The 19,751-nt window shown below is 68.1% G+C and carries 16 protein-coding genes; 8 read left to right on the plus strand and 8 right to left on the minus strand.

The window, feature by feature from the left end; genetic code table 11:
• The first annotated feature begins 133 nt into the window (after positions 1 to 133).
• From ACVCMC_RS09100 to ppk1, 3 genes are read left to right on the plus strand one after another with little or no spacing between them, the layout of a single operon-like run.
• A complete protein-coding gene (locus ACVCMC_RS09100) occupies positions 134 to 1,279 on the plus strand; it encodes a glycosyltransferase family 4 protein (RefSeq protein WP_447099434.1) in 1,146 nt (381 codons plus the stop codon).
• Entirely contained in the window at positions 1,254 to 1,817 is a 564-nt protein-coding gene (locus ACVCMC_RS09105) for a phosphatase PAP2 family protein (RefSeq protein ID WP_447099435.1), read from the plus strand. The genes ACVCMC_RS09100 and ACVCMC_RS09105 overlap by 26 nt, the downstream gene beginning before the upstream one ends.
• Before the next feature lie 28 nt (positions 1,818 to 1,845).
• The gene (gene ppk1 / locus ACVCMC_RS09110) at positions 1,846 to 3,954 is read left to right on the plus strand and encodes a polyphosphate kinase 1 (protein ID WP_447099436.1); all 2,109 of its coding nucleotides are present in this window, start codon (positions 1,846 to 1,848) and stop codon (positions 3,952 to 3,954) included.
• A 159-nt stretch (positions 3,955 to 4,113) separates the two neighbouring features.
• Here the strand turns inward: ppk1 and ACVCMC_RS09115 are convergent, their stop codons facing one another.
• On the minus strand, positions 4,114 to 5,367 hold the full coding sequence (locus ACVCMC_RS09115) for a porin (protein WP_395116961.1): 1,254 nt from the start codon (positions 5,365 to 5,367) through the stop codon (positions 4,114 to 4,116).
• Between the two features lie 260 nt (positions 5,368 to 5,627).
• Here ACVCMC_RS09115 and pstS point away from each other — a divergent pair, with 260 nt between their 5' ends.
• From pstS to phoU, 5 genes are all read left to right on the plus strand, one after another.
• Positions 5,628 to 6,662, plus strand: coding sequence for a phosphate ABC transporter substrate-binding protein PstS (gene pstS, locus ACVCMC_RS09120; protein WP_447097021.1), 1,035 nt, complete (start codon positions 5,628 to 5,630; stop codon positions 6,660 to 6,662).
• Between the two features lie 146 nt (positions 6,663 to 6,808).
• Positions 6,809 to 7,816 (plus strand): phosphate ABC transporter permease subunit PstC, encoded by a 1,008-nt coding sequence (gene pstC, locus ACVCMC_RS09125; protein ID WP_395116957.1) that lies wholly within the window; start codon positions 6,809 to 6,811, stop codon positions 7,814 to 7,816.
• A complete protein-coding gene (pstA, locus tag ACVCMC_RS09130) occupies positions 7,816 to 8,682 on the plus strand; it encodes a phosphate ABC transporter permease PstA (protein WP_136256896.1) in 867 nt (288 codons plus the stop codon). The genes pstC and pstA overlap by 1 nt, the downstream gene beginning before the upstream one ends.
• On the plus strand, positions 8,675 to 9,469 hold the full coding sequence (gene pstB, locus ACVCMC_RS09135; RefSeq protein ID WP_395116955.1) for a phosphate ABC transporter ATP-binding protein PstB: 795 nt from the start codon (positions 8,675 to 8,677) through the stop codon (positions 9,467 to 9,469). Before pstA ends, pstB begins: the two co-directional genes overlap by 8 nt.
• Before the next feature lie 143 nt (positions 9,470 to 9,612).
• Complete coding sequence (phoU, locus tag ACVCMC_RS09140; protein WP_447097022.1) at positions 9,613 to 10,359, plus strand: phosphate signaling complex protein PhoU; 747 nt, start codon at positions 9,613 to 9,615, stop codon at positions 10,357 to 10,359.
• On the opposite strand, the gene ACVCMC_RS09145 is transcribed toward phoU, so the two are convergent.
• The 7 genes from ACVCMC_RS09145 to ACVCMC_RS09175 form a co-directional block, all read right to left on the minus strand.
• Positions 10,360 to 11,775, minus strand: a complete 1,416-nt coding sequence (locus ACVCMC_RS09145; protein WP_447097023.1) for a sensor histidine kinase — start codon at positions 11,773 to 11,775, stop codon at positions 10,360 to 10,362.
• 64 nt (positions 11,776 to 11,839) lie between these two features.
• Positions 11,840 to 12,175, minus strand: coding sequence for a hypothetical protein (locus tag ACVCMC_RS09150; protein ID WP_395116949.1), 336 nt, complete (start codon positions 12,173 to 12,175; stop codon positions 11,840 to 11,842).
• Between the two features lie 67 nt (positions 12,176 to 12,242).
• Positions 12,243 to 13,586 (minus strand): sigma-54-dependent transcriptional regulator, encoded by a 1,344-nt coding sequence (locus ACVCMC_RS09155; protein ID WP_395116947.1) that lies wholly within the window; start codon positions 13,584 to 13,586, stop codon positions 12,243 to 12,245.
• Between the two features lie 184 nt (positions 13,587 to 13,770).
• On the minus strand, positions 13,771 to 15,597 hold the full coding sequence (locus ACVCMC_RS09160; RefSeq protein WP_447097024.1) for a DUF885 domain-containing protein: 1,827 nt from the start codon (positions 15,595 to 15,597) through the stop codon (positions 13,771 to 13,773).
• 180 nt (positions 15,598 to 15,777) lie between these two features.
• Positions 15,778 to 16,989, minus strand: a complete 1,212-nt coding sequence (locus ACVCMC_RS09165) for an ABC transporter permease (RefSeq protein ID WP_447097025.1) — start codon at positions 16,987 to 16,989, stop codon at positions 15,778 to 15,780.
• Between the two features lie 86 nt (positions 16,990 to 17,075).
• Positions 17,076 to 18,398, minus strand: a complete 1,323-nt coding sequence (locus ACVCMC_RS09170; RefSeq protein ID WP_447097026.1) for an ABC transporter permease — start codon at positions 18,396 to 18,398, stop codon at positions 17,076 to 17,078.
• 117 nt (positions 18,399 to 18,515) lie between these two features.
• Entirely contained in the window at positions 18,516 to 19,745 is a 1,230-nt protein-coding gene (locus ACVCMC_RS09175; RefSeq protein ID WP_447097027.1) for an ABC transporter permease, read from the minus strand.
• Between the last annotated feature and the right edge of the window lie 6 nt (positions 19,746 to 19,751).

Here is a 19,751-nt window from a genome sequence, read left to right on the forward strand (position 1 = left end):
GAAAGCCGTCGACGACGGCCGTGCGCGCTGCCTCCCGGCGCGCAGGACACCAGCGCACAAGCGTCATGCAGCCGTCGCCCGCGTGCAACAGGGCCGCGCCACGATCGTTGCCAGTTCCGATCGGAGAGCAGCGATGCGCGTCAGCTTCGTCACGGAAACCTGGCCGCCCCAGGTCAATGGTGTCGCCCTCACCGTGCGTTCGCTTGCCACCGGCCTGGCGGCACGCGGGCTCGGCGTCGACGTGATACGCCCCGGTCATGGGGGCCGCGACGGCAAGGTCGAGCTGGTGGGCGCACGCGGCGTGGCGCTGCCGCGCTACCCGGGCATGCAGTTCGGCCTGCCCGCCGGCAGTGCGCTGCGCCGGCGCTGGCATGCGAAGCGGCCCGATGCGGTGTACATCGCCACGGAAGGTCCGCTGGGCGCGTCGGCGCTGCGCGTGGCCAACGCGCTGCAGGTCCCGGTGGTGAGCGGGTTCCACACGCGCTTCCACGACTACGCCGCCCACTATGGCGTCGGCCTGCTGGCGCCGCTGGTACGCAACCACCTGCTCGGCTTCCACCGTCGCGCGCAGATGACCCTGGTGCCGACCAACGCGCTGCACGCCGAGCTGACGGATGCCGGTGTCGACCACGTGCGCAAGCTGCGCCGCGGCGTCGATGTCCGGCTGTTCTCGCCGGAGCGGCGCGATCCGGCGCTGCGCCGCAGCTGGGGCGTGGATGACGAGACGCCGGTGCTGCTGTGCGTCGGACGGATCGCTGCGGAGAAAAACCTGGGCCTCGCCGTGCAGGCTTTCCGCGCGTTGCAGGCACGCACGCCCGCCGCGCGCCTGGTGATGGTCGGCGACGGTCCGCAACGCGCGGCGCTCGCCAGCGCCTGCCCCGAGGCCCTGTTCGTCGGCACCAGGCACGGCGCGGATCTGGCCGCGCACTACGCCAGCGCGGACGTGTTCCTGTTCCCGAGCCTGTCGGAAACCTTCGGCAACGTGGTACTGGAAGCGATGGCCTCGGGGCTGGCGCTGGTCGCGTTCGACCATGCCGCGGCGCAGGAGCACGTCGTCGACGGCATCTCCGGGCGCATTGTGCCGCCCTCGGACGCGCGCAGTTTCATCACCTCGGCCTATCAGCTCGGCGTCGACCCGACGACCCGCCGCAGGCTCGGCGCCCATGCGCGGCGCGCCGCGCTGCGGTGCCCGCCGGACATGGTGATCGCGGAATTCGAGACTTTGCTGGTCTCGCTGCTGCATGGCCATCCCGATGACCGTCTCCGCGCCGTCGCCTGAACCGGCAACTCTGTCGCTGGACGCGCTGCTGTGTCGCGCGGCCAGCCGCTGGGGCGCGCGTCGCGCGGTGCAACGGATCTTCGGCGCGGCCAGCCGCCTCGGCGATGGCTGGCTCTGGTACGGCCTGATCGCCGCGTTGGCCATCGGCGGCAGTGACCGCGGTCGGCACGCCGCACTGCAGATGGCCGGCACCGGCATCGTGGCGTGGTTGCTCTACCGCACGCTGAAGCGCCGCACGCGTCGCCCGCGGCCGTTCCGCGTGCACCGCGAAGTGATCGCGCGCGCACCGCCGCTGGACGAGTTCAGCTTCCCGTCGGGACATACGCTGCACGCGGTGAGCTTCGGCATCGTCGCCGCCGGCTGGTTTCCCGTGCTGGCCCTTCCGCTGGCGCTGTTCGCCGTGCTGGTGGCGATGTCGCGAGTGGTGCTGGGCCTGCACTACCCCAGCGACGTGCTCGCCGGTGCCGCACTCGGCGCGCTGCTCGGCCTCGGCTCGCGCGGGCTCGACGCCGCACTCGTCGGCACCCTGGCGGGTTGAACCGCCCTCACCCGCCGACCCTCCGCCCATGACCATCGCAAGCGCGCCGCAGCACGTCGAGCCGGAGCCGGCCAGCGTCGGTTTCCGCGCGGCGAACCTCTGCCTCAACCACGAACTTTCGGCGCTCCAATTCAATGCCCGCGTGCTGGCCCAGGCGCGCGACGCCACGGTACCGCTGCTGGAACGGCTGCACTTCCTGTGCATCTCGGTGCGCAACCTCGACGAGTTTTTCGAGGTGCGCGTGGCCAGCCTCAGGCACTGGATCGCCTACGGCGACGCGCGCCCAGGCCCGGACGGCATGCCCCTGGCCGAGGTGCTCGCGCAGGTGCGCGACAACGCCACCCGGCTGATGCACACCCAGTACGAAACGTGGCATGACGAGCTGCGCCCGGCGCTGGCGCGCGAGGGCATCGTGTTCATCGACGGCACGCCCTGGTCGCCCGCACAGACGCGCTGGGCGCGCACGCACTTCGAGCGCGAGATCCTGCCGGTGCTCTCGCCGCTGGGCTTGAACTCGGCCCACCCGTTCCCGCGGATACTCAACAAGAGCCTCAATGTCGCGGTGGTGCTGGACGGCGAGGACGCCTTCGGTCGCGAGGGCCATGTCGCGGTCGTGCGCGCGCCGCGCTCGCTGCCGCGCGTGATCCGCCTGCCGCCGGAGGTCGCCGGCGCGCCACACCAGTTCGTGTTCCTCTCCACGCTGCTGGAGCGCTTCGCCGACGCGATGTTCCCCGGCATGACGATCCGCGGCGCCTGCCAGTTCCGCGTGACGCGCGATTCCGAACTGGAGCTGGAAGAAGGCGACACCGAGAACCTGGCGCGCGTGCTGAGCATGGAACTGCGCGAGCGGGCTTACGCCGACGCGGTGCGGCTGGAACTCGGCGAGGGCTGCACGCCCGAGGTGCGGCAGATGCTGCTGGTGAACTTCGGCCTGACCGATGCCGACGTGTACCTGTGCAGCGGCCCGGTCAACCTGCATCGCGCGTCGGCGGTCTATGACATGGTCGATCGCCCGGATCTGAAATATCCGCCGTTCGTGCCGGCCGTGCCTCGCGCCTTCACGGCGGACGCCGGCATGTTCGATACCATCAGCCAGGGCGACCTGCTGCTGCATCACCCGTTCGATTCGTTCACGCCCGTGCTCGAACTGCTGCGCCAGGCCAGCACGGACGCCGACGTACTGGCGATCCGGCAGACGCTGTACCGGGTCGGCGAGGACTCGCCGCTGGTCGGCTACCTTGCCGATGCGGCCCGCTCCGGCAAGGAGGTGACGGCGGTCATCGAGTTGCGCGCCCGCTTCGACGAGGAGGCGAACATCCGCCTGGCCGACCGTCTGCAGGAGGCCGGCGTGCAGGTCGTGTACGGCGTCGTCGGCTACAAGACCCACGCCAAGATGCTGCTGATCGTGCGCCGCGAACGGGGCGTGCTGTGCCGCTACGCGCACCTGTCCACCGGCAACTACCACCTGGCCACCAGCCGGCTCTACACCGACATCGGCCTGATGACCCGCGACCCGGGCATCTGCGCCGACGTGGGCCGGATCTTCCAGCAGCTGTGCAGCCTCGGACCGGCAGTCGAGCTGGAGCACGTGCTGCAGTCGCCCTTCAGCCTGCACCGCGGCCTGCTCGCCCTGGTCGAGCGCGAGATCACGCACGCATGCGCCGGCAAGCCGGCGCGGATCATCGCGCGCATGAACGCGCTGAACGAACCTTCCATGGTCGCCGCGCTCTACCGCGCCTCCTGCGCCGGCGTCGAGATCGACTTGATCGTGCGCGGCGCATGCATCCTGCGCCCGGGCCTGCCCGGGGTCTCCGAGCGCATCCGCGTGCGGTCGGTGCTGGGCCGCTTTCTCGAGCACAGCCGCGTGTACTGGTTCGCCAACGACGGCTGCGCCGAGATCTACGGCTCCTCGGCCGACTGGATGGAGCGCAATCTGCTGCGCCGGGTCGAGGCATGCTTCCCGATACGCGACCCGCGCATCGCGGCGCGTGTCTTCCGCGAGACGCTGCAGAACTACCTGGACGACAACGTGCAGGCCTGGCTGCTGGACGCCGATGGGCACTATCGCCGCGCCACGCCGGGCGACGCACCGGCGCATGCGGCGCAGGGCTGGCTGCTGGACCGGTACAAGACCTGACGCCTCGGCGGACGCGCGCGCAGCGTCATCGCCATCATCCGCGCAAAAAAAAGAAACGGCGGGCATCCTGGCCCGCCGCTCTCCATCCCTGGGTGGAACTCCCTCACGATAACCGTTTGCCCCGCCGCGCCGCCGCGGACTGCCGCGGCGGCACGGGGTTCAGAAGCGCACTTCGCCGAACACGCCGATCTCGTTGGTCTTCACGTTGCGCACGTGCGGCGGTACCGGCGTGCTGACGGACTTGTCGGCCTTCTCGTGCTTCCACACGCCGGCCAGCTTGAAGCCCTTGGTCACCTGGTACTCGACGCCGGCGTTGTAGTAGACGTTCTTGTTGGCGCCATCCAGCGTCTTGCTGAGCTTGGCGTTGTCGTAGCGGGCGAACAGGCTCACGTCGTCGGCCACCGCCACGCTGCCCCACAGCGAGTAACCGTCGGCCTTGTCGGTGGCCGTGGTGAGCACGTTGTTCCAGTTCTTCGCCGTGAAGTACTCGGCGCCGAGACGGAACGCGTCGCTGGCATAGGCGACCATGATGTCGCCGCGCTCGGCCGTGTTCACGGCGTTGACGTTCTCGGTCTCCTGGCCGCGATGGCCGCGGTAGCCGCCGATCGCCACCACCATGTTCTCGAACGGCACGAAGCCGAGGCGGCCCTCGACATCCACGCCCTTGCTGCGGCCCGGATTCTTGTAGCCGTTGCCGTTGACCACCGACACCGCGTAGTTGAACGACTTGCCGGCGCCCAGCTCGCCACCCAGGTGCAGGCCCCAGTCCGCCGAGTTGCCGTACTTCAGGCGGTCGGTGATGGTGTTCTCGACGTAGCGGAAACCGTAGTACTGCTCGGCGAACGGAATCCACGGCATGTCGGTCGAACCGATGCGCAGCACCGCCGCGTCGTCGAACTTGCCCTGCACGTAGGCCTTCTTGACGAACAGGCTGGTCTGGCCGTCGCTGCTGGAATAGTTGAAATCGGTGGTCAGGTTCATCGACCAGATGTCGTTGAACTTGTGGTCGACGCCGAGGTAGAAGCGCTTGACGTCCATGCCGATGCCGGACTTGTCGGTCTTGCCGCTGTCGCTGTCCTTCTGGTCGATGTTGGTGAAGTCGAAGTACATGCGGCCGGACAACTTGGTGTTGTTGACCAGCTTCTCCAGCGACTCGAGTTTCTTGTCGCTGGCGGTGGTCACCGCCGTCGCCTTCTCCACCGCCTGGCCGGTGCTGACGTTGATGTCGGACTGCGCATCGGTGCGCTGTTCCAGTTCGTTCACCTTGGCCTGCAGTGCGGCGAGCTGGGCCTTCAGCGACTCGACCTCGGCGCTGGTGGTCGCCGACGTCCGGTTCTGCGGCGCGGCCGCGGCCGTGAAGCTGGCAACCCCGAGGCCGGCGGCAATCGCCACCGCAATCAGTTTGGAACGCATGTCTTTCTCCGCAAGTGGGTGGGAAATCGCTGGGTCGCCGCCCGAACCGGAGGGGCCTGGCCGGCGATTGGTTAAAAGTTTGCAGACGGACTTTTACGGCTGGATGCCACTGACATGACAGATTCGAGACACTCCCGCGCGCGGCCCGCCGGCACTGTCGCAGGGGCTGTCATCTTGCTGCAACATTCATTTCATTCAATGGCAACACGAAAAGCCTGAAATGGCGGGGTCGCATCCGACCCTACTCGAAAGGAGCTTCCATGTTGACCCTCCGCAAACTGCCAGTCCGGCTCGCCGCCGTCGCCACGTTCGCCGTGACCTCGACCTTCGGCGTGGCCGCCCACGCCACCGACATCACCGGCGCCGGTTCCAGCTTCGTCTACCCGGTCATGTCCAAGTGGTCGGCCGCGTATGCCGAGAAGACCGGCAACCGCCTCAACTACCAGTCGATCGGTTCCGGCGCCGGCATCGCGCAGATCAAGGAAGGCACCATCGACTTCGGCGCCTCCGACGCGCCGATGAAGGCCGAGGACCTGAAGAAGTACGGCCTGGGCCAGTTCCCGATCGTGGTCGGCGGCATCGTGCCGGTGGTCAACATCGCCGGCGTGCAGACCGGCCAGATCAAGCTGGACGGCGCCACCCTGGCCGACATCTTCCTGGGCAAGATCAGGAACTGGAACGATCCGAAGATCGCCGCGCTGAACGCGGGCCTGGCCCTGCCGGCCGGCAAGATCACCGTGGTGCATCGCTCGGACGGTTCGGGCACCTCGTTCAACTTCACCAACTACCTGTCCAAGGTCAGCCCGGAGTGGGCCGGCAAGGTCAAGTTCGGCACCGCCGTGGAATGGCCGACCGGCGTGGGCGGCAAGGGCAACGAGGGCGTGTCGCAGTACGTGCGCCAGATCAAGGGCTCGATCGGCTACGTCGAATACGCCTACGCGGTGAAGAACAAGATCAGCTGGGTGAACATGAAGAACGCCGCCGGCAACGTGATTGCGCCGGAAGCGGAGAGCTTCGCGGCCGCCGCAGCTACCGCCGACTGGGCCAGCGCCAAGGACTTCAACCTGATCATGACCAACGCGCCGGGCGCCAAGGCGTGGCCGATCACCGCCACCACCTGGATCATCATGTACAAGTCGCCGAAGAACGCGGGCAACAGCAAGGTCGCCTTCGACTTCTTCAAGTACGCGCTGGAGCATGGCCAGCAAGCCGCCAGCGAACTCGACTACGTGCCGCTGCCGGCGTCGCTTGTCAGCCAGATCGAGGCGTACTGGACGTCCGAGTTCAAGCATTGATGGCTTGATCGAAGCCGCCGCCCGCCCCGTTCGCCCCGAGCGCGTGGCGCAGGGTCGGAGCCGAAGGAGACTGCCCTTCGGCTCCGCTGCGCTACGCTCGGGGCGAACGGGGTTTGTTCAATCACAAGCCGGTCACCGAGTCCCGCATGACGACAGCCATCACCACCGACATCCTGGAACAGCGCAGCCGCCGTGACGCCCGTCACGAGCGGCTGTTCCGCTGGCTGTTGAAGGCCTGCGCGCTGCTGGTGCTGGCATCCCTGCTCGGCGCCGCCGCGGCCACCCTGTGGGGCGGGCGCGACGCGTTCGCCACCTTCGGCTGGCACTTCCTGGTCAGCTCCGAATGGGACCCGGGCAACGAGGTCTACGGTGCCCTGGTGCCGGTGTACGGCACCCTGGCCACCTCCTTCATCGCCTTGCTGATCGCCGTGCCGGTGAGTTTCGGCATCGCGGTCTATCTCTCCGAAGTGGCGCCGGCCTGGCTGCGCACGCCGGTGGCCTCGGCCATCGAACTGCTGGCCGGCATCCCCTCGATCATCTACGGCATGTGGGGGCTTTTCATCTTCGCCCCGTTCTTCGCCGAACACGTCAAGCCGTGGCTGACCAACAACCTCGGCAACCAGCCCGACGACGGCCAGCTGTCGTGGGTGGCCGAGCACGTGCCCTTCGTGGGCAAGCTGTTCGGCAGCAGCTATCCGTTCGGCGCCAGCATCCTGGTCGCCGGCATCGTGCTGGCGATCATGATCATCCCGTTCATCTCCTCGGTGATGCGCGAGGTGTTCCAGACCGTGCCGACGCGGCTGAAGGAATCGGCCTATGCGCTGGGTTCCAGCACCTGGGAGGTATCGTGGGACATCGTGCTGCCGTACACCCGCTCGGCGGTGATCGGCGGCATCTTCCTCGGCCTCGGCCGCGCGCTGGGCGAGACGATGGCGGTGACCTTCGTGCTGGGCAACGCGATGCAGCTGTCGGCCTCGCTGCTCGACCCCGGCACCTCGATTGCCTCGACCATCGCCAACCAGTTCAGCGAAGCCGCCGGCCTGCAGAAGTCCGCACTGATGGCGCTGGCCTTCCTGTTGTTCGTGGTCACCTTCATCGTGCTGCTGATCGCCCGCCTGATGCTGCGCCGCCTGGCGAGCAAGGAGGGTCGTTGATGAACGCGCTCTACCTGCGCCGGCGGATCACCAATGCGCTGGCCATGACCATGAGCATGCTGGCCACGCTGGTGGGGCTGGCCTTCCTCGCCTGGATTCTCTGGGAAACGCTGCGCCAGGGCATCAGCGCGCTGGACCTGAAGCTGTTCACGAAAATCACCGCCTACGGCGAGGACGGCGGCCTGCTGAACTCGATGGTCGGCAGCCTGGTGATCAACTTCATCGGCATCGGCATCGCCACGCCGATCGGCGTGCTGGCCGGCACCTGGCTGGCCGAGTACGCCAACCGCACGAAGCTGGGGGAGTCGATCCGCTTCCTCAACGACATCCTGCTGTCGGCGCCGTCGATCGTGATGGGCCTGTTCGTCTACACCATCATCGTGCTGCCCAGCACGGCGCTGACCCACGGCAACACCACCTTCTCCGGCTTCGCCGGCGGCGTGGCGCTGGCGCTGATCGCGTTGCCGGTGATCGTGCGCACCACCGACGAGATGTTGCGGCTGGTGCCCTCCACCTTGCGCGAAGCCGCGCTGTCGCTGGGCGTGCCGCAGTGGAAGCTGACCGTGCAGATCCTGATCCGCGCGGCGCGCTCGGGCATCATCACCGGCGTGCTGCTGGCGCTGGCGCGGATCAGCGGCGAGACCGCGCCGCTGCTGTTCACCGCGTTCGGCAACAACTACATGGCCATCAACCCGATGGAGAAGATGTCCAGCCTGCCGCAGATCATCTACCAGTACGCCAACGACCCGGGCGAATCGATGCACGCGCTGGCGTGGGCCGGCGCGTTCGTGATCACCATGTTCGTGCTGCTGCTGAGCCTGGCCTCGCGCCTGATCCTTTCCCGCACCAAGGTGTCCCATGACTGATCCCGCCCTCGCCGCCCGGCCGTTGCCGGTGGCGTCGCCCAAGTTCACCGTGCGCGACCTGCACTTCCACTACGGCGATTTCCATGCGCTGAAAGGCATCGACATGGATATCCCCGAGAAGCAGGTCACTGCGATCATCGGGCCGTCCGGTTGCGGCAAGTCCACCTTGCTGCGCATCTTCAACCGCATCTACGCCATCTATCCGAAGCTGCGGGCCACCGGCTCGATCCTGCTCGACGGCGAGAACATCCTCGACCCGCGCTATTCGATGAACCGCCTGCGCAGCAAGATCGGCATGGTGTTCCAGAAGCCGGTGCCGTTCCCGATGACGATCTTCGAGAACGTCGCCTACGGCATCCGCCACCACGAGAAGCTGTCCAGGTCCGACATGGAAGGCCGCGTCGAGCAGGCACTGCGAAGCTCGGCGCTGTGGGACGAGGTGAAGGACAAGCTCAAGCACAACGCGCTCGGCCTCTCCGGCGGCCAGCAGCAGCGCCTGTGCATCGCCCGCGCGATCGCGCTGAAACCCGAAGTGCTGTTGCTGGACGAACCCACCTCGGCGCTCGACCCGATCGCCACCGGCCGCATCGAGCAATTGGTGGAGGAACTGAAAAGCCAGTTCACCATCGTCATCGTCACCCACAACATGCAGCAGGCAGCCCGCGTCTCCGACCTCACCGCCTTCATGTACCTGGGCGAGCTGATCGAGTTCGACAAGACCGAGAAAATCTTCACCAAGCCGGACAAGAAGCAGACCGAGGATTACATCACCGGGCGATTCGGCTGATCGACTGAAAGCCCCTCTCCCCATGGGAGAGGGGTTGGGGTGAGGGTCCGGGCGAAGCGCGATGCTTCGCTCCGCCCCGCACCCTCATCCGCCCCTTCGGGGCACCTTCTCCCAAAGGCAGAAGGAACAAGCAGAGGCACATCATGAGCACTGGCACAGACCACATCATCAAGAGCTACGACACCGAACTGAGCCGGCTCACCGCCGAGATCGTGCGCATGGGCGAGTTGTCGGTGAAACAGCTGGAGGCGGCGATCGACGTGGTCGAGCGGCGCGACGAGCGCGCCGCCCAGCGCGTGGTCGACAACGACGACACGATCGACCAGATGGAGCACGACATCAGCCACGACGTGGTGCGTCTGCTGGCATTGCGCGCGCCGATGGCCGGCGACCTGCGCAACGTGTTCGCGGCGCTGCGCACGGCGGCCGACATCGAGCGCATCGGCGATTACGCCGCCAACGTGGCCAAACGCTCGATCCCCCTGTCGATGGTGGCCCCGGTGCAGCCGGCCAGGGGCCTGGAACACCTGGCGCGGCTGGCGGCCACCGGCGTGCGCGAGGTGCTCGCGGCCTACCAGGAGCGCGATGCCGAGCGCGCGCACGCGGTGTGGAAGAACGACACCGTGCTGGACGAGGCCTATACCGGCTACTTCCGCCAGCTGCTGACCTACATGATGGAAGACCCGCGCAACATCACCCCATGCACGCACCTGCTGTTCATGGCCAAGAACATCGAGCGCATCGGCGACCATGCCACCAACATCGCCGAGAACGTGTGGTTCCAGGTCACCGGCGAACCGCTGCAATCGCAGCGCAGGAAACTCGACCAGACCTCCAGCGCGGACTTCTCCGGGCTGGCCGGACCTGGAGACAAGCCCGCGCGCCCTTGATCAGCCGCGCGGCGGCGCCTTGGCGGTCGGCAACAGCAAGGTCACGCGCAGGCCGCCGCCCTCGCGGTTGGCCAGCAACACGCGCCCGCCGTGCGCCTCGGCGATCTCGCGCGCCAGCGCCAGGCCCAGGCCGGTGCCGGAGCGCTTGGTCGAATAGAACGGCAGCAGCGCCTGCGCCAGCACCGTTTCGCTCATGCCCGGGCCACGGTCGGCCACCTCCACGCGCATCTCGGCGCCGACATCGTGGATCGACAGCGTGACCTCGTCGTCCGGGCCGCCGGCTTCGTGCGCGTTCTTGATGAGGTTGATCAACACCTGCTCGACCTGCGCGGCGTCGAACCAGCCCGGCCGCTCCGGAACGGCCGAGGCCAGACGATAGCGGCAGTGCAGCGACAGGCCTTCCAGAAAGGCCGCCCACTCCACCGCGACCGGTCGCGGTGTCGGCAGCTTGGCGAAGCTGGCATAGCCGGCGATGAAGCCGTGCAGGTGGCGGGCACGTTCGCCGATGGTGGCGAACACGCTGGGCAGGCGATCGACGTCGCCGCGCCGCGCCAGCTCCGCGCCAGAGTGCGCCAGCGAGGAGATCGGCGCCAGCGAGTTGTTGAGCTCGTGGCTGATCACCCGGATCACCCGCTTCCAGGTCGCCACCTCCTGCCGCGAGAGCTCGCGCGTCATGCGCCGGAACGAATGCAGGCGATGCGGCCGCCCCTGCAGGCGGAACGCACGCTGCGACAGGTGGAAGGTTTCGTCGCTGCCGTCCATGTCCACCGTGAGCAGCGCATCCTCGCCGCTCTCCACCGCCTGGCGCAGCACCTGCGGCGCCTCTGCCAGCAGTTCGGCGAAATCCAGCCCGGCCAGGCTGCGCCCCTCATTGAACAGGTGCCTTGAGGCGATGTTGGCGTAGGCCACGCGGCCCGCGGCATCGGTGAGCACCAGCGCCACCGGCGTGTTCTGCACCACCGTGTCCAGCAGCAGCTCGCGTTGCGCCAGGTGCTGGCGCTGCTCACGCAAGGTGTGGCCCAGCTCGTTGTGCATGCGGATCAGCTTGCCCAGTTCGTCGCGGCGGTTGGCTGCGATGGAGAAGCTGAAATCACCGTCGCGATAACTGGCCACCGCGCCTTCCAGCGCCCGCAGCAGGCGGCTCACCGGGTCCAGCGCGCGCCCGGCCAGCCAGATCGCGGCCAGCATCAGCAACACCAGCCCCACGGCCAGTGCGATGTAGACATCCTGCGGCGGCGTCGCGGTGACCGCGGCCGATGCCGCCTCGCCGGCGCCGGCCGCGCCGCCATGCAACCACGCGAGCAGTTGCGGCAGTGGCCAGCGGGTGACGCCGACGAGGATCAGTGCGCCGACCACGCCGGCGGCGACCAGCAGCAGACTCAGCCGCGCGCGCAGCGAGTTCAGCAGTTGCCACATGGGGCGCCGCTCCGGCCGCTGCGCACGGCGGCAGGCACCGACCCCGGCCCGCGCGTCCACCGCATCAGCGGCATCCCGGCGCCCTCGGATGCATCGCGCAATCGAGTGGCGGCCGGCCGTTCTGCCACGGCCGCGACTTGCCCATCACGGCGGCCTTGTCGTTGGCCTGCGGCGGCGGCTCATAGGCGGGGCCCTGATGCTTCGCCTGCCTGAACTGGAACACGCCATGGGCGTCGTTGCCGGGCAGCACCGGTACGCTGCGGTAATTCGTCGAGCCGGCCGCCGGCGGTGCGGCATCCCAGCGATCGTCGCGGGAGTCGCTCTGCGGCGCGGCCGACTGCGCGGCCACGGCGCCGGCCAGCAACATCGCGCAAGGGATCAACAGACCTCGAAACTTCATCGCACACCTCCGCCTTCTCGATCGCGCATCTTTGTCCGCCGCACGCGCGGCGGCAAGCCCGCTCCGGTCAGCCCGAGGTGGCCAGCCCGTAGCGCTCCATCCGCCGATACAGCGCCTGGCGCGACAGGCCAAGCTGCTGCGCGGCGCGACTGACCACGCCGCCGGCATGCTGCAAGGCGTCCTCCACGGCGTCGCGGCTGGGTTCGTCCAGGTTGCGGTTGCTCGCTGCCGCATGTTGCGGCAGGTTGAGCAGCTCCGGCGTGATCGGGTTGCCGCCCGCCAGCAGGGCGGCGCGCTCGATCGCGTTCTTCAGCTCGCGCACGTTGCCCGGCCACGGATAGCTCTGCATCGCCTCGCGCGCGGCGTCGCCCAGTTCCGCGCGGCCGTCGAGGAAGAATTCCGCCAGCGGCAGGATGTCGTCGGTGCGCTCGGTGAGCGGCGGCAGGTTCACTTCGATCACGTTGAGCCGGTAGTACAGGTCCTCGCGAAAGGTACCGGCCTGGATCATCGCCTTGAGGTCGGCGTTGGTGGCGCTGAGCACGCGCACCTTGGCGTGGCGCGTCTTGCCCGAACCGAGCCGCTCGAACTGGCCGGTTTCCAGCACGCGCAGCAGCTTCATCTGGCCGGGCAGCGGCAGGTTGCCGATCTCGTCGAGGAACAGGGTCCCGCCGTCGGCCAGCTCGAAGCGGCCCTCGCGCGCCTTGTTGGCGCCGGTATAGGCGCCGGCCTCGGCACCGAACAGCTCGGCTTCGATCAGCTCGCCCGGCAGTGCGCCGCAATTGACCGCCACGAACGGCCCGCGCTTCACCGCGGAGTTCGCGTGCACGATCGCCGCGATGCGCTCCTTGCCGGTGCCGTTGGGGCCGGTGATCAGCACCGGCACGTCGGAGCGGGCGACCTGGCAGGCCAGGTTGAGCGTGCGCCCCATTGCCTCGGAAGCGAATACCAGCCCGTCGAGGTCGTACTTGCTGCGCAGGTGCTCGCGCCGCTGGCGCCGCTCGCGCCGGCTGCGGGTCAGCTCGCGGCTGGATTCGGACAACTCCAGCAGGTTCTCCACCGTGGCCAGCAGCTTGTGGTCGTCCCAGGGCTTGGCCAGGTAATCGGCCGCGCCGGCCTTGACCAGCTCCACCGCGGTTTCCAGGTGCGTCCAGGCGGTGAGCAGGATCACCGGCAGGTCGGGATGGCGCTCGCGGATGGCGCGGAACAGCTCCACGCCCTCCTCGCCCGAGGTGGTGTCGGCGGTGAAGTTCATGTCCTGGATCACCACGTCGACGGTGTCGCGCTCCAGCATGGCCAGGCCGTCTTCCGGGGTCAGCGCGGTCAGCGGGAGGATCTCGTGCAGCGACAGCGCCAGCGAGAGCGCCTCGCCCACGGCGGGATTGTCGTCGATGATGAGTACGGTTCGGGTCATTCGTTTTCTGCACATGCGGACATGGATGCCGCTCGTGTCCGCAAGGTTGCCATGACCATCGGGCTATGCAAGCCCCGATGGCGTCATCGACCGGCCCGGCTAGCGTGTAGGGCGGGCACCGCCCGCCGGCTATTCCACAGCGGGACGATGGCGGGCGGTGCCCGCCCTACAAGGGGCCAACCGGCTAGATCGCCGCCGGATGCGCCGGCGCCTTGCCGGCCTTCACCGCGGCGATCCAGTCGTTGACGCGGTCCTCCAGCACGTCCAGCGGCAGCGCGCCGCCGCCGAGGATCTCGTCGTGGAAGGCGCGGATGTCGAACTGGTCGCCCAACGCCTGCTTGGCTCGCGCGCGCAACGCCAGGATCTTCAGCTCGCCGGTCTTGTACGCCAGCGCCTGCCCGGGCCAGGTGATGTAGCGGTCGGTCTCGGCCTGCACGTCCGGCTCGTCCTCGCTGGAATGGGCGTGGAAGAAATCGACCATCTGCTGGCGCGTCCAGTGCTTGTAGTGCACACCGGTGTCGAGCACCAGGCGATCGGCGCGCAGCAGCTCATCGGACAGGCGGCCGTAGTCGGACAGCGGGTCCTTGTAGAAGCCCACCTCCTTGCCCAGCTGCTCGGCGTACAGCGCCCAGCCCTCGACATAGGCGGTGTAGCCGGCCTGCTGGCGGAACGGCGGCAGCTTGGGCAGGCTCTGCGCGATCGAGATCTGCAGGTGATGGCCCGGGATGCCCTCGTGGTAGGCGGTGGATTCGATGGTCAGCACGCTGCGGTTGGCGAAATCGCCGGTGTTGACGAAGATCTGCCCGGGCCGCGAGCCGTCCGGCGTGCCCTGATGGTATTCGGCCGCCGCGGCCTCCTTCTCGCGGAACTTCTCCACCGGCTTGACCACCACCTCGGTCTTGGGCAGGCGCCCGAACAGTTTGGGCAGCTCCGGCTCCATGCCGGCGATGTAGCCGCGATAGCGATTGAGGATGTCCTCGCGCGAGGTGGCGTGCGTCTTCGGGTTGGTCTTCAGCGAGGCGCGGAAACTGGCCAGGTCCTTGAAGCCCTGCGCGTGGGCGATCTTCGTCATTTCGCCCTCGATGCGCTTGACCTCGGCCAGGCCGATCTCGTGGATCTGCTGCGGGGTTTCCCTGGTAGTGGTCATCTGCTCGACCTGGAAGCGGTAGATCGCCTCGCCGTTGGGCAGATCCCACACGCCGGGCTGGCTGCGCCCGTGCGGGGCGTAGTCGTCGGCCACGAACTTGCCCAGCTTTGCGTAGGCCGGGCGCACGTCGTGGTCGATCGCGGCGACGATGGAGTCATGCAGGCGCTTCTGGTCGGCCGCCGAGACCGACTTGGGAAAATGCTTCAGCGGCTCGGCGAACACGCTGTCCATGCCGGCCGGCTGCTCGATGCTGGCGATCTGCTTGACCACTTTTTCCAGCAGGTACTTCGGCGGCATCATCTTGTCGGCCATGCCCTGCCGCGCCACCGCGGTGACCTGGTCGAACAGCTTCGGCACTGCCTTCAGGCGCGCCAGGTAGTCGTCGTATTCCCTGGTGCTGTTGAACGGGATCGAGCTGACGAAGCCGGCCAGCGCGATGTGCACGCCGCTCATCTGGTCCAGCGGCATCTCGTAGAGCTTGAGGTCGTAGGAACGCAGCGAATCCTTCAGCTGGCGCACCATCAACTGCTGGTTGAGCTTGTCGCTGTCGGGGAAACCGCTGGTGTCGATCGCCTCGAAGCGCTTGAGGAAATCGGCCGTCGCCTGATGGTCCGCGCGCATGTGCGCCAGCGAGACATCGCTCCAATGATCGTTGTAGCGCAAGTCGCCCAGGATGGTGGCGAACTCGGGGCTGTTCTTCAGCGTGTACTCCCATTGCTCCGCCAGCAGCGCGTTGAGCGCCTGCACGCGACTGGCCACGTCGCCCTTGGCGACGGACTGCGCCGCGGGCGCCGCCTGCAGCGGAGCGGCCAGGGTCACCGAGCCCGCGAGGGCCAGACAGATCAACAACGGCAGGGTTTTCATCGGCAGCGTCCTTTGGGTCGTGGTGAATCGATACGGTGGATTGTGATCGCGTCGAGGGGCGGTCAGCCCGTGCCGGAATGCACGGAGCCTGGAAGGGGGAATTGGGGAATCGCAAGGCCGTGACGCTTCACGCTCTGGTCTTTCCCGTTTCCCATTGCCGACCCTCCATTCCCGGCACCGCTATCCCCTCGTCGCCACCACCGGCGGCACGGCCGCGGCGCGCAACGCGGGGCCGAGCACGGCGAGCTGGCCGAGCAGCCACAGTGCGACGGCGCCGATCGGCAGGTAGGCCAGCGGCAGGCGCGGCAGTTCGTAGTGCGTCATCAGCAACAGATTGAGTGCATAGGCCAGCACCATGCCCAGCACGATGCCGAAGCTGACGATCAGGAAGTTCTCGGTCTGGAAGTAGTGCAGGATGTCGCGGCGGGTGGCGCCGATGGCGCGGCGGATGCCGATCTGCCGGCGCCGCTGCGCCACCCAGAAACTGGCCAGGCCGACGATGCCCAGGGCGGTGACCAGCAGCAGCGCCACGATCACGCCCACCAGCATGCCGATCATCGCGCGGTCCTTCTGGAAACTGCGGGTGCGCAGGTCGCCGAGGGTCTGCGTGCCGTCCTGGTCGAGCACGGCATCCGGGGCGATCTTCGCGATCGCGGCGCGGGCATCGCGCAACACCCGCGGCAGGTCCGTCGGCGCGGCGCGCAGCAGGTAGCTGCCGGAGAGATAGACGCTCGACTGCGCCGGCACGAACACCGACCAGTCGCGGCTGTCGCCGGGCCAGCCGCCCGGGTCGGGTCGCACCAGGTGGTCGATCACGCCGACCACGCGAAAGTGCGACTTGTCCAGCCAGAACTCCTTGCCCAGCGGATCGGCGCCCGGCCACAGGTGCTCGGCCAGTGCCCGCGTCACCTGCACCGAGGCGTCGTCCGGCATCAAGGCGGTGAACGGACGGAAATCGTCGGGCTGCGGATTGCGCCCGGCAACCAGCCGCGTGCCCAATGCCGAAAGGCTGCCCGGGCCACCGACGTAGAACTCGACCACGCCGCCGAAGTGCTTGCCGGCCATGTCCGTGGTGACGCCCGCGGTGCCGCGGCGCGCGCCGAACGGGATGGAGTTGAGCAGGCTCACCGACTGCACGCCCGCAATGCTGCCCAGCCCGGCCAGCACCCGGGCGTTGAGGTCGACCGCGTGCGCGTTCTCGTAGCCGGCCAGTTGCACCGTCGCCAGCGAGGCCTCGTCGACGCCGCTGTCGACCTGGATCGCGTCGATCCGGCCGGCGATCAGGAAACAGGCGTTGCACAGCACCGCGCAGGCCAGCGCGATTTCCAGCGCGATCAGCACGGTGGCCATGCGATGGCGGCGCAACGCGGCGAGGATGGGTCGAATCTGCATGTCTCGTTACCTGATGCCTGGTGAAAACGGTGCCTGTCTGAGATGTCCGGCCAGGGATGGCCGGGCTCCTGCGCAGGAACAGCGCACTACAAAGTCTTTAGCTGAAGTCCCGGCGCCACCCGGCTGGCGCGGAGCGCCGGCAGGACCCCGGCCAGCAGGCTGGCGGCGATCGCGGTGACGAAGGTGGCGACGAACATCGACACGTCCAGGTGCGCAAGATCGGCGTACGCCACCGGCTGCCGGCGAACCAGCCACAGGCCGAGCAGGGTCAGGCCCAAGCCACCGATGCCGCCGATCAGGCCGACCAGCCCGGCCTCCACCAGGCATTGCGCGAACACCGCGCCGCGGCTGGCGCCGAGCGCGCGACGCACGCCGATCTCGCCGCTGCGGCGCAGGAACTTCGCCAGCAGCAGGCCGATCATGTTGAACAGGCAGATGGCGAGAAACGCAAACGCCAGCCAGGTCTGCAGCCGCACGTCGCCGGGCACCACGCCGTTGTAGTCCAGCCATTGCATCAGGCTGCGCAGGCGCGTGTTCTGCGGCCGCACGATGCGTCCCAGCGCGGCCTGCTGCGCCGCGTAGCCATCCAGGAACTGCTTGTACGCGGCGACCTTGCCGGCGTCGCCAAGCTGCACCCACAGGCGCACCCACGCACACGGCGAGTTCTGCAGATGGCCCGGCCGCTCGGGCATGTGCCAGCAGGTGAACTGCTGGAAGTTGCCGTCGTTGAGTTCGAGACCGGTGAAGAACGGCGTGAACACGTCCTGCGTCTTGCCGTAGAAGTCCGCGGTGTCGCCATTGGCAAAGCGGCCGCCGGCCACGGTGTAGAACACCGGCGACGGGCGCCATGGACGCAGCACGCCGACGATGCGCACGTCCGTGTCGCGCAGGCGCAGCACCTGGCCGACACTGTCGCGGCCGCCGAACAGCTTGTGGTTGAGATCGTCGGAGATCACCGCCACCCGCGCGTGCCGGGCATCGTCATCCGCGCTCCAGCCGCTGCCGTAGCGGAACGGCACGTCGAACATCGGAAAGAAGTCGCTGGTGGTGGACAGCATGCTCGGCATCAAGGTCGGCAGGTTGACCCCCGGCGCGCTCAGCCGCACCGGGCTGTCCACCACCAGCGTCTGGGCATCGGCCCGATGCGCGCCCCACAGGTCCACTGCCGACTGGTAATCCATCACGTCCAGCGGCTGCTTGAAATCGCCGGGCGTCGGGTTGCCGTCCACCTGCGGATAGAACAGCGTGCCGCTGCGCGTGGGCACCGGGTCGCCGGAGAGCAGATGCATCACCGTCAACGTGGTCATGCTGGCGCCAATGCCCACCGCGATGGCGATGACCATCAGCGCGGTGAGCACCTTGTTGCGCTTGAGGCTGCGCAGGGCGAGATCGAGGTAATAGGTGAACACGTCCGAATTACTCCTGTTGACTCGTTCTTTCGCAGGAGCCCGCTCGCGGGCGATGCTCCTGCTCAAATGCGCGACGCAGATCAAATCAAGGGCATCGCCCGCGAGCGGGCTCCTGCGTCACACCGACCTCGTTGCCACGACAGGCGGCACCGCCGCGGCGCGCAGCGCCGGACCGAGCACGGCGAGCTGGCCGATCAGCCACAGCGCGATCGCGCCCACCGGGAAATAGATCGCCGGCAATCGCGGCAGCTCGTAGTGCAGCATCAGGAACAGGTTGATGGCGTAGGCCAGCACCATGCCGAGCACGATGCCGATCGTGGCCAGCAGCAGGTTCTCGGTCTGGAAATAATTGAGGATGTTGCGGCGCGTGGCGCCCAGCGCACGGCGCACACCGATCGTGCGCCGCCGCTGCGCGACCCAGAAGCTGGCCAGGCCGACGATGCCCAGCGCGGTGACGATCAGCAGCGCGGCGATCGCGCCCACCAGGATGCCGGCCATCGAGCGGTCGTTCTCGAAGAACTTGTCGCGCACTTCGTCGTAGGTGCGCTGCTCGGTCACCACCCGCCGCGGGTCGGCTTTCTTCAGCGCCGCCACGGCGGCTTTCAGCACGGCCTGGCGATCCTGCGGGCGCGTGCGGATCAGGTAGCTCTGGTCCTTGCCGGCGCCCATGAACATCGGCAGGATCATCGAGTAGTGCGCGGTCGCGTCATCGTAGGCATTGGCGCGCGCCAGGTCGGCGATCACGCCGACCACGCGCACGCCGACCGGGCCGACGTAGATCGTCTTGCCGAGCGCGTCGGCGCCCGGCCACAGCCGTTGCGCCATGGCCTGCGTGATGACCGTGACCGGTGCGATGACCTTGGTGTCGCCGGTGGCCAGCGCCTTGAGCACCACGTCGGCGTCGAGCACCTCGTCGGGCTGCAGGTGGCGCCCCGCCAGCAGGCGCAGACCCATCGTCTGCGCCAGGTTCCCGCCGAAATAGGTGCCGGCGCTGAGGGTCGGCTGGCGTTGCTCCGGGTCCAGCTTGATGCTGGCATTGGACGAGGAGCCGCCCAGCGGCAACTGGTTGACCAGCGCCACGTCCAGCACGCCGGGCACTTGCCGGATCACGGCAAGATCCTCCCTTGCCCGCGCGTAGATGTCCGGCGATGGCGTCACCTCGGCCAGCTGGATCTGCACCAGCGCATGTTCGTCGATGCCGGTGGGCATCTCCATGTGCTGCAGGCGGTGGTTGATCATGAACACCGCGTTGCACACGATCGCGCAGGTCAGCGCGATCTCCAGGATCAGCAGCCAGGCGGTGGTCTTGTGCCGCCGCAGCGTGGAGAGGATCGGTCGCAGTTCCATGTCGGT

The organism is Rhodanobacter sp. UC4452_H20 (assembly GCF_052978205.1).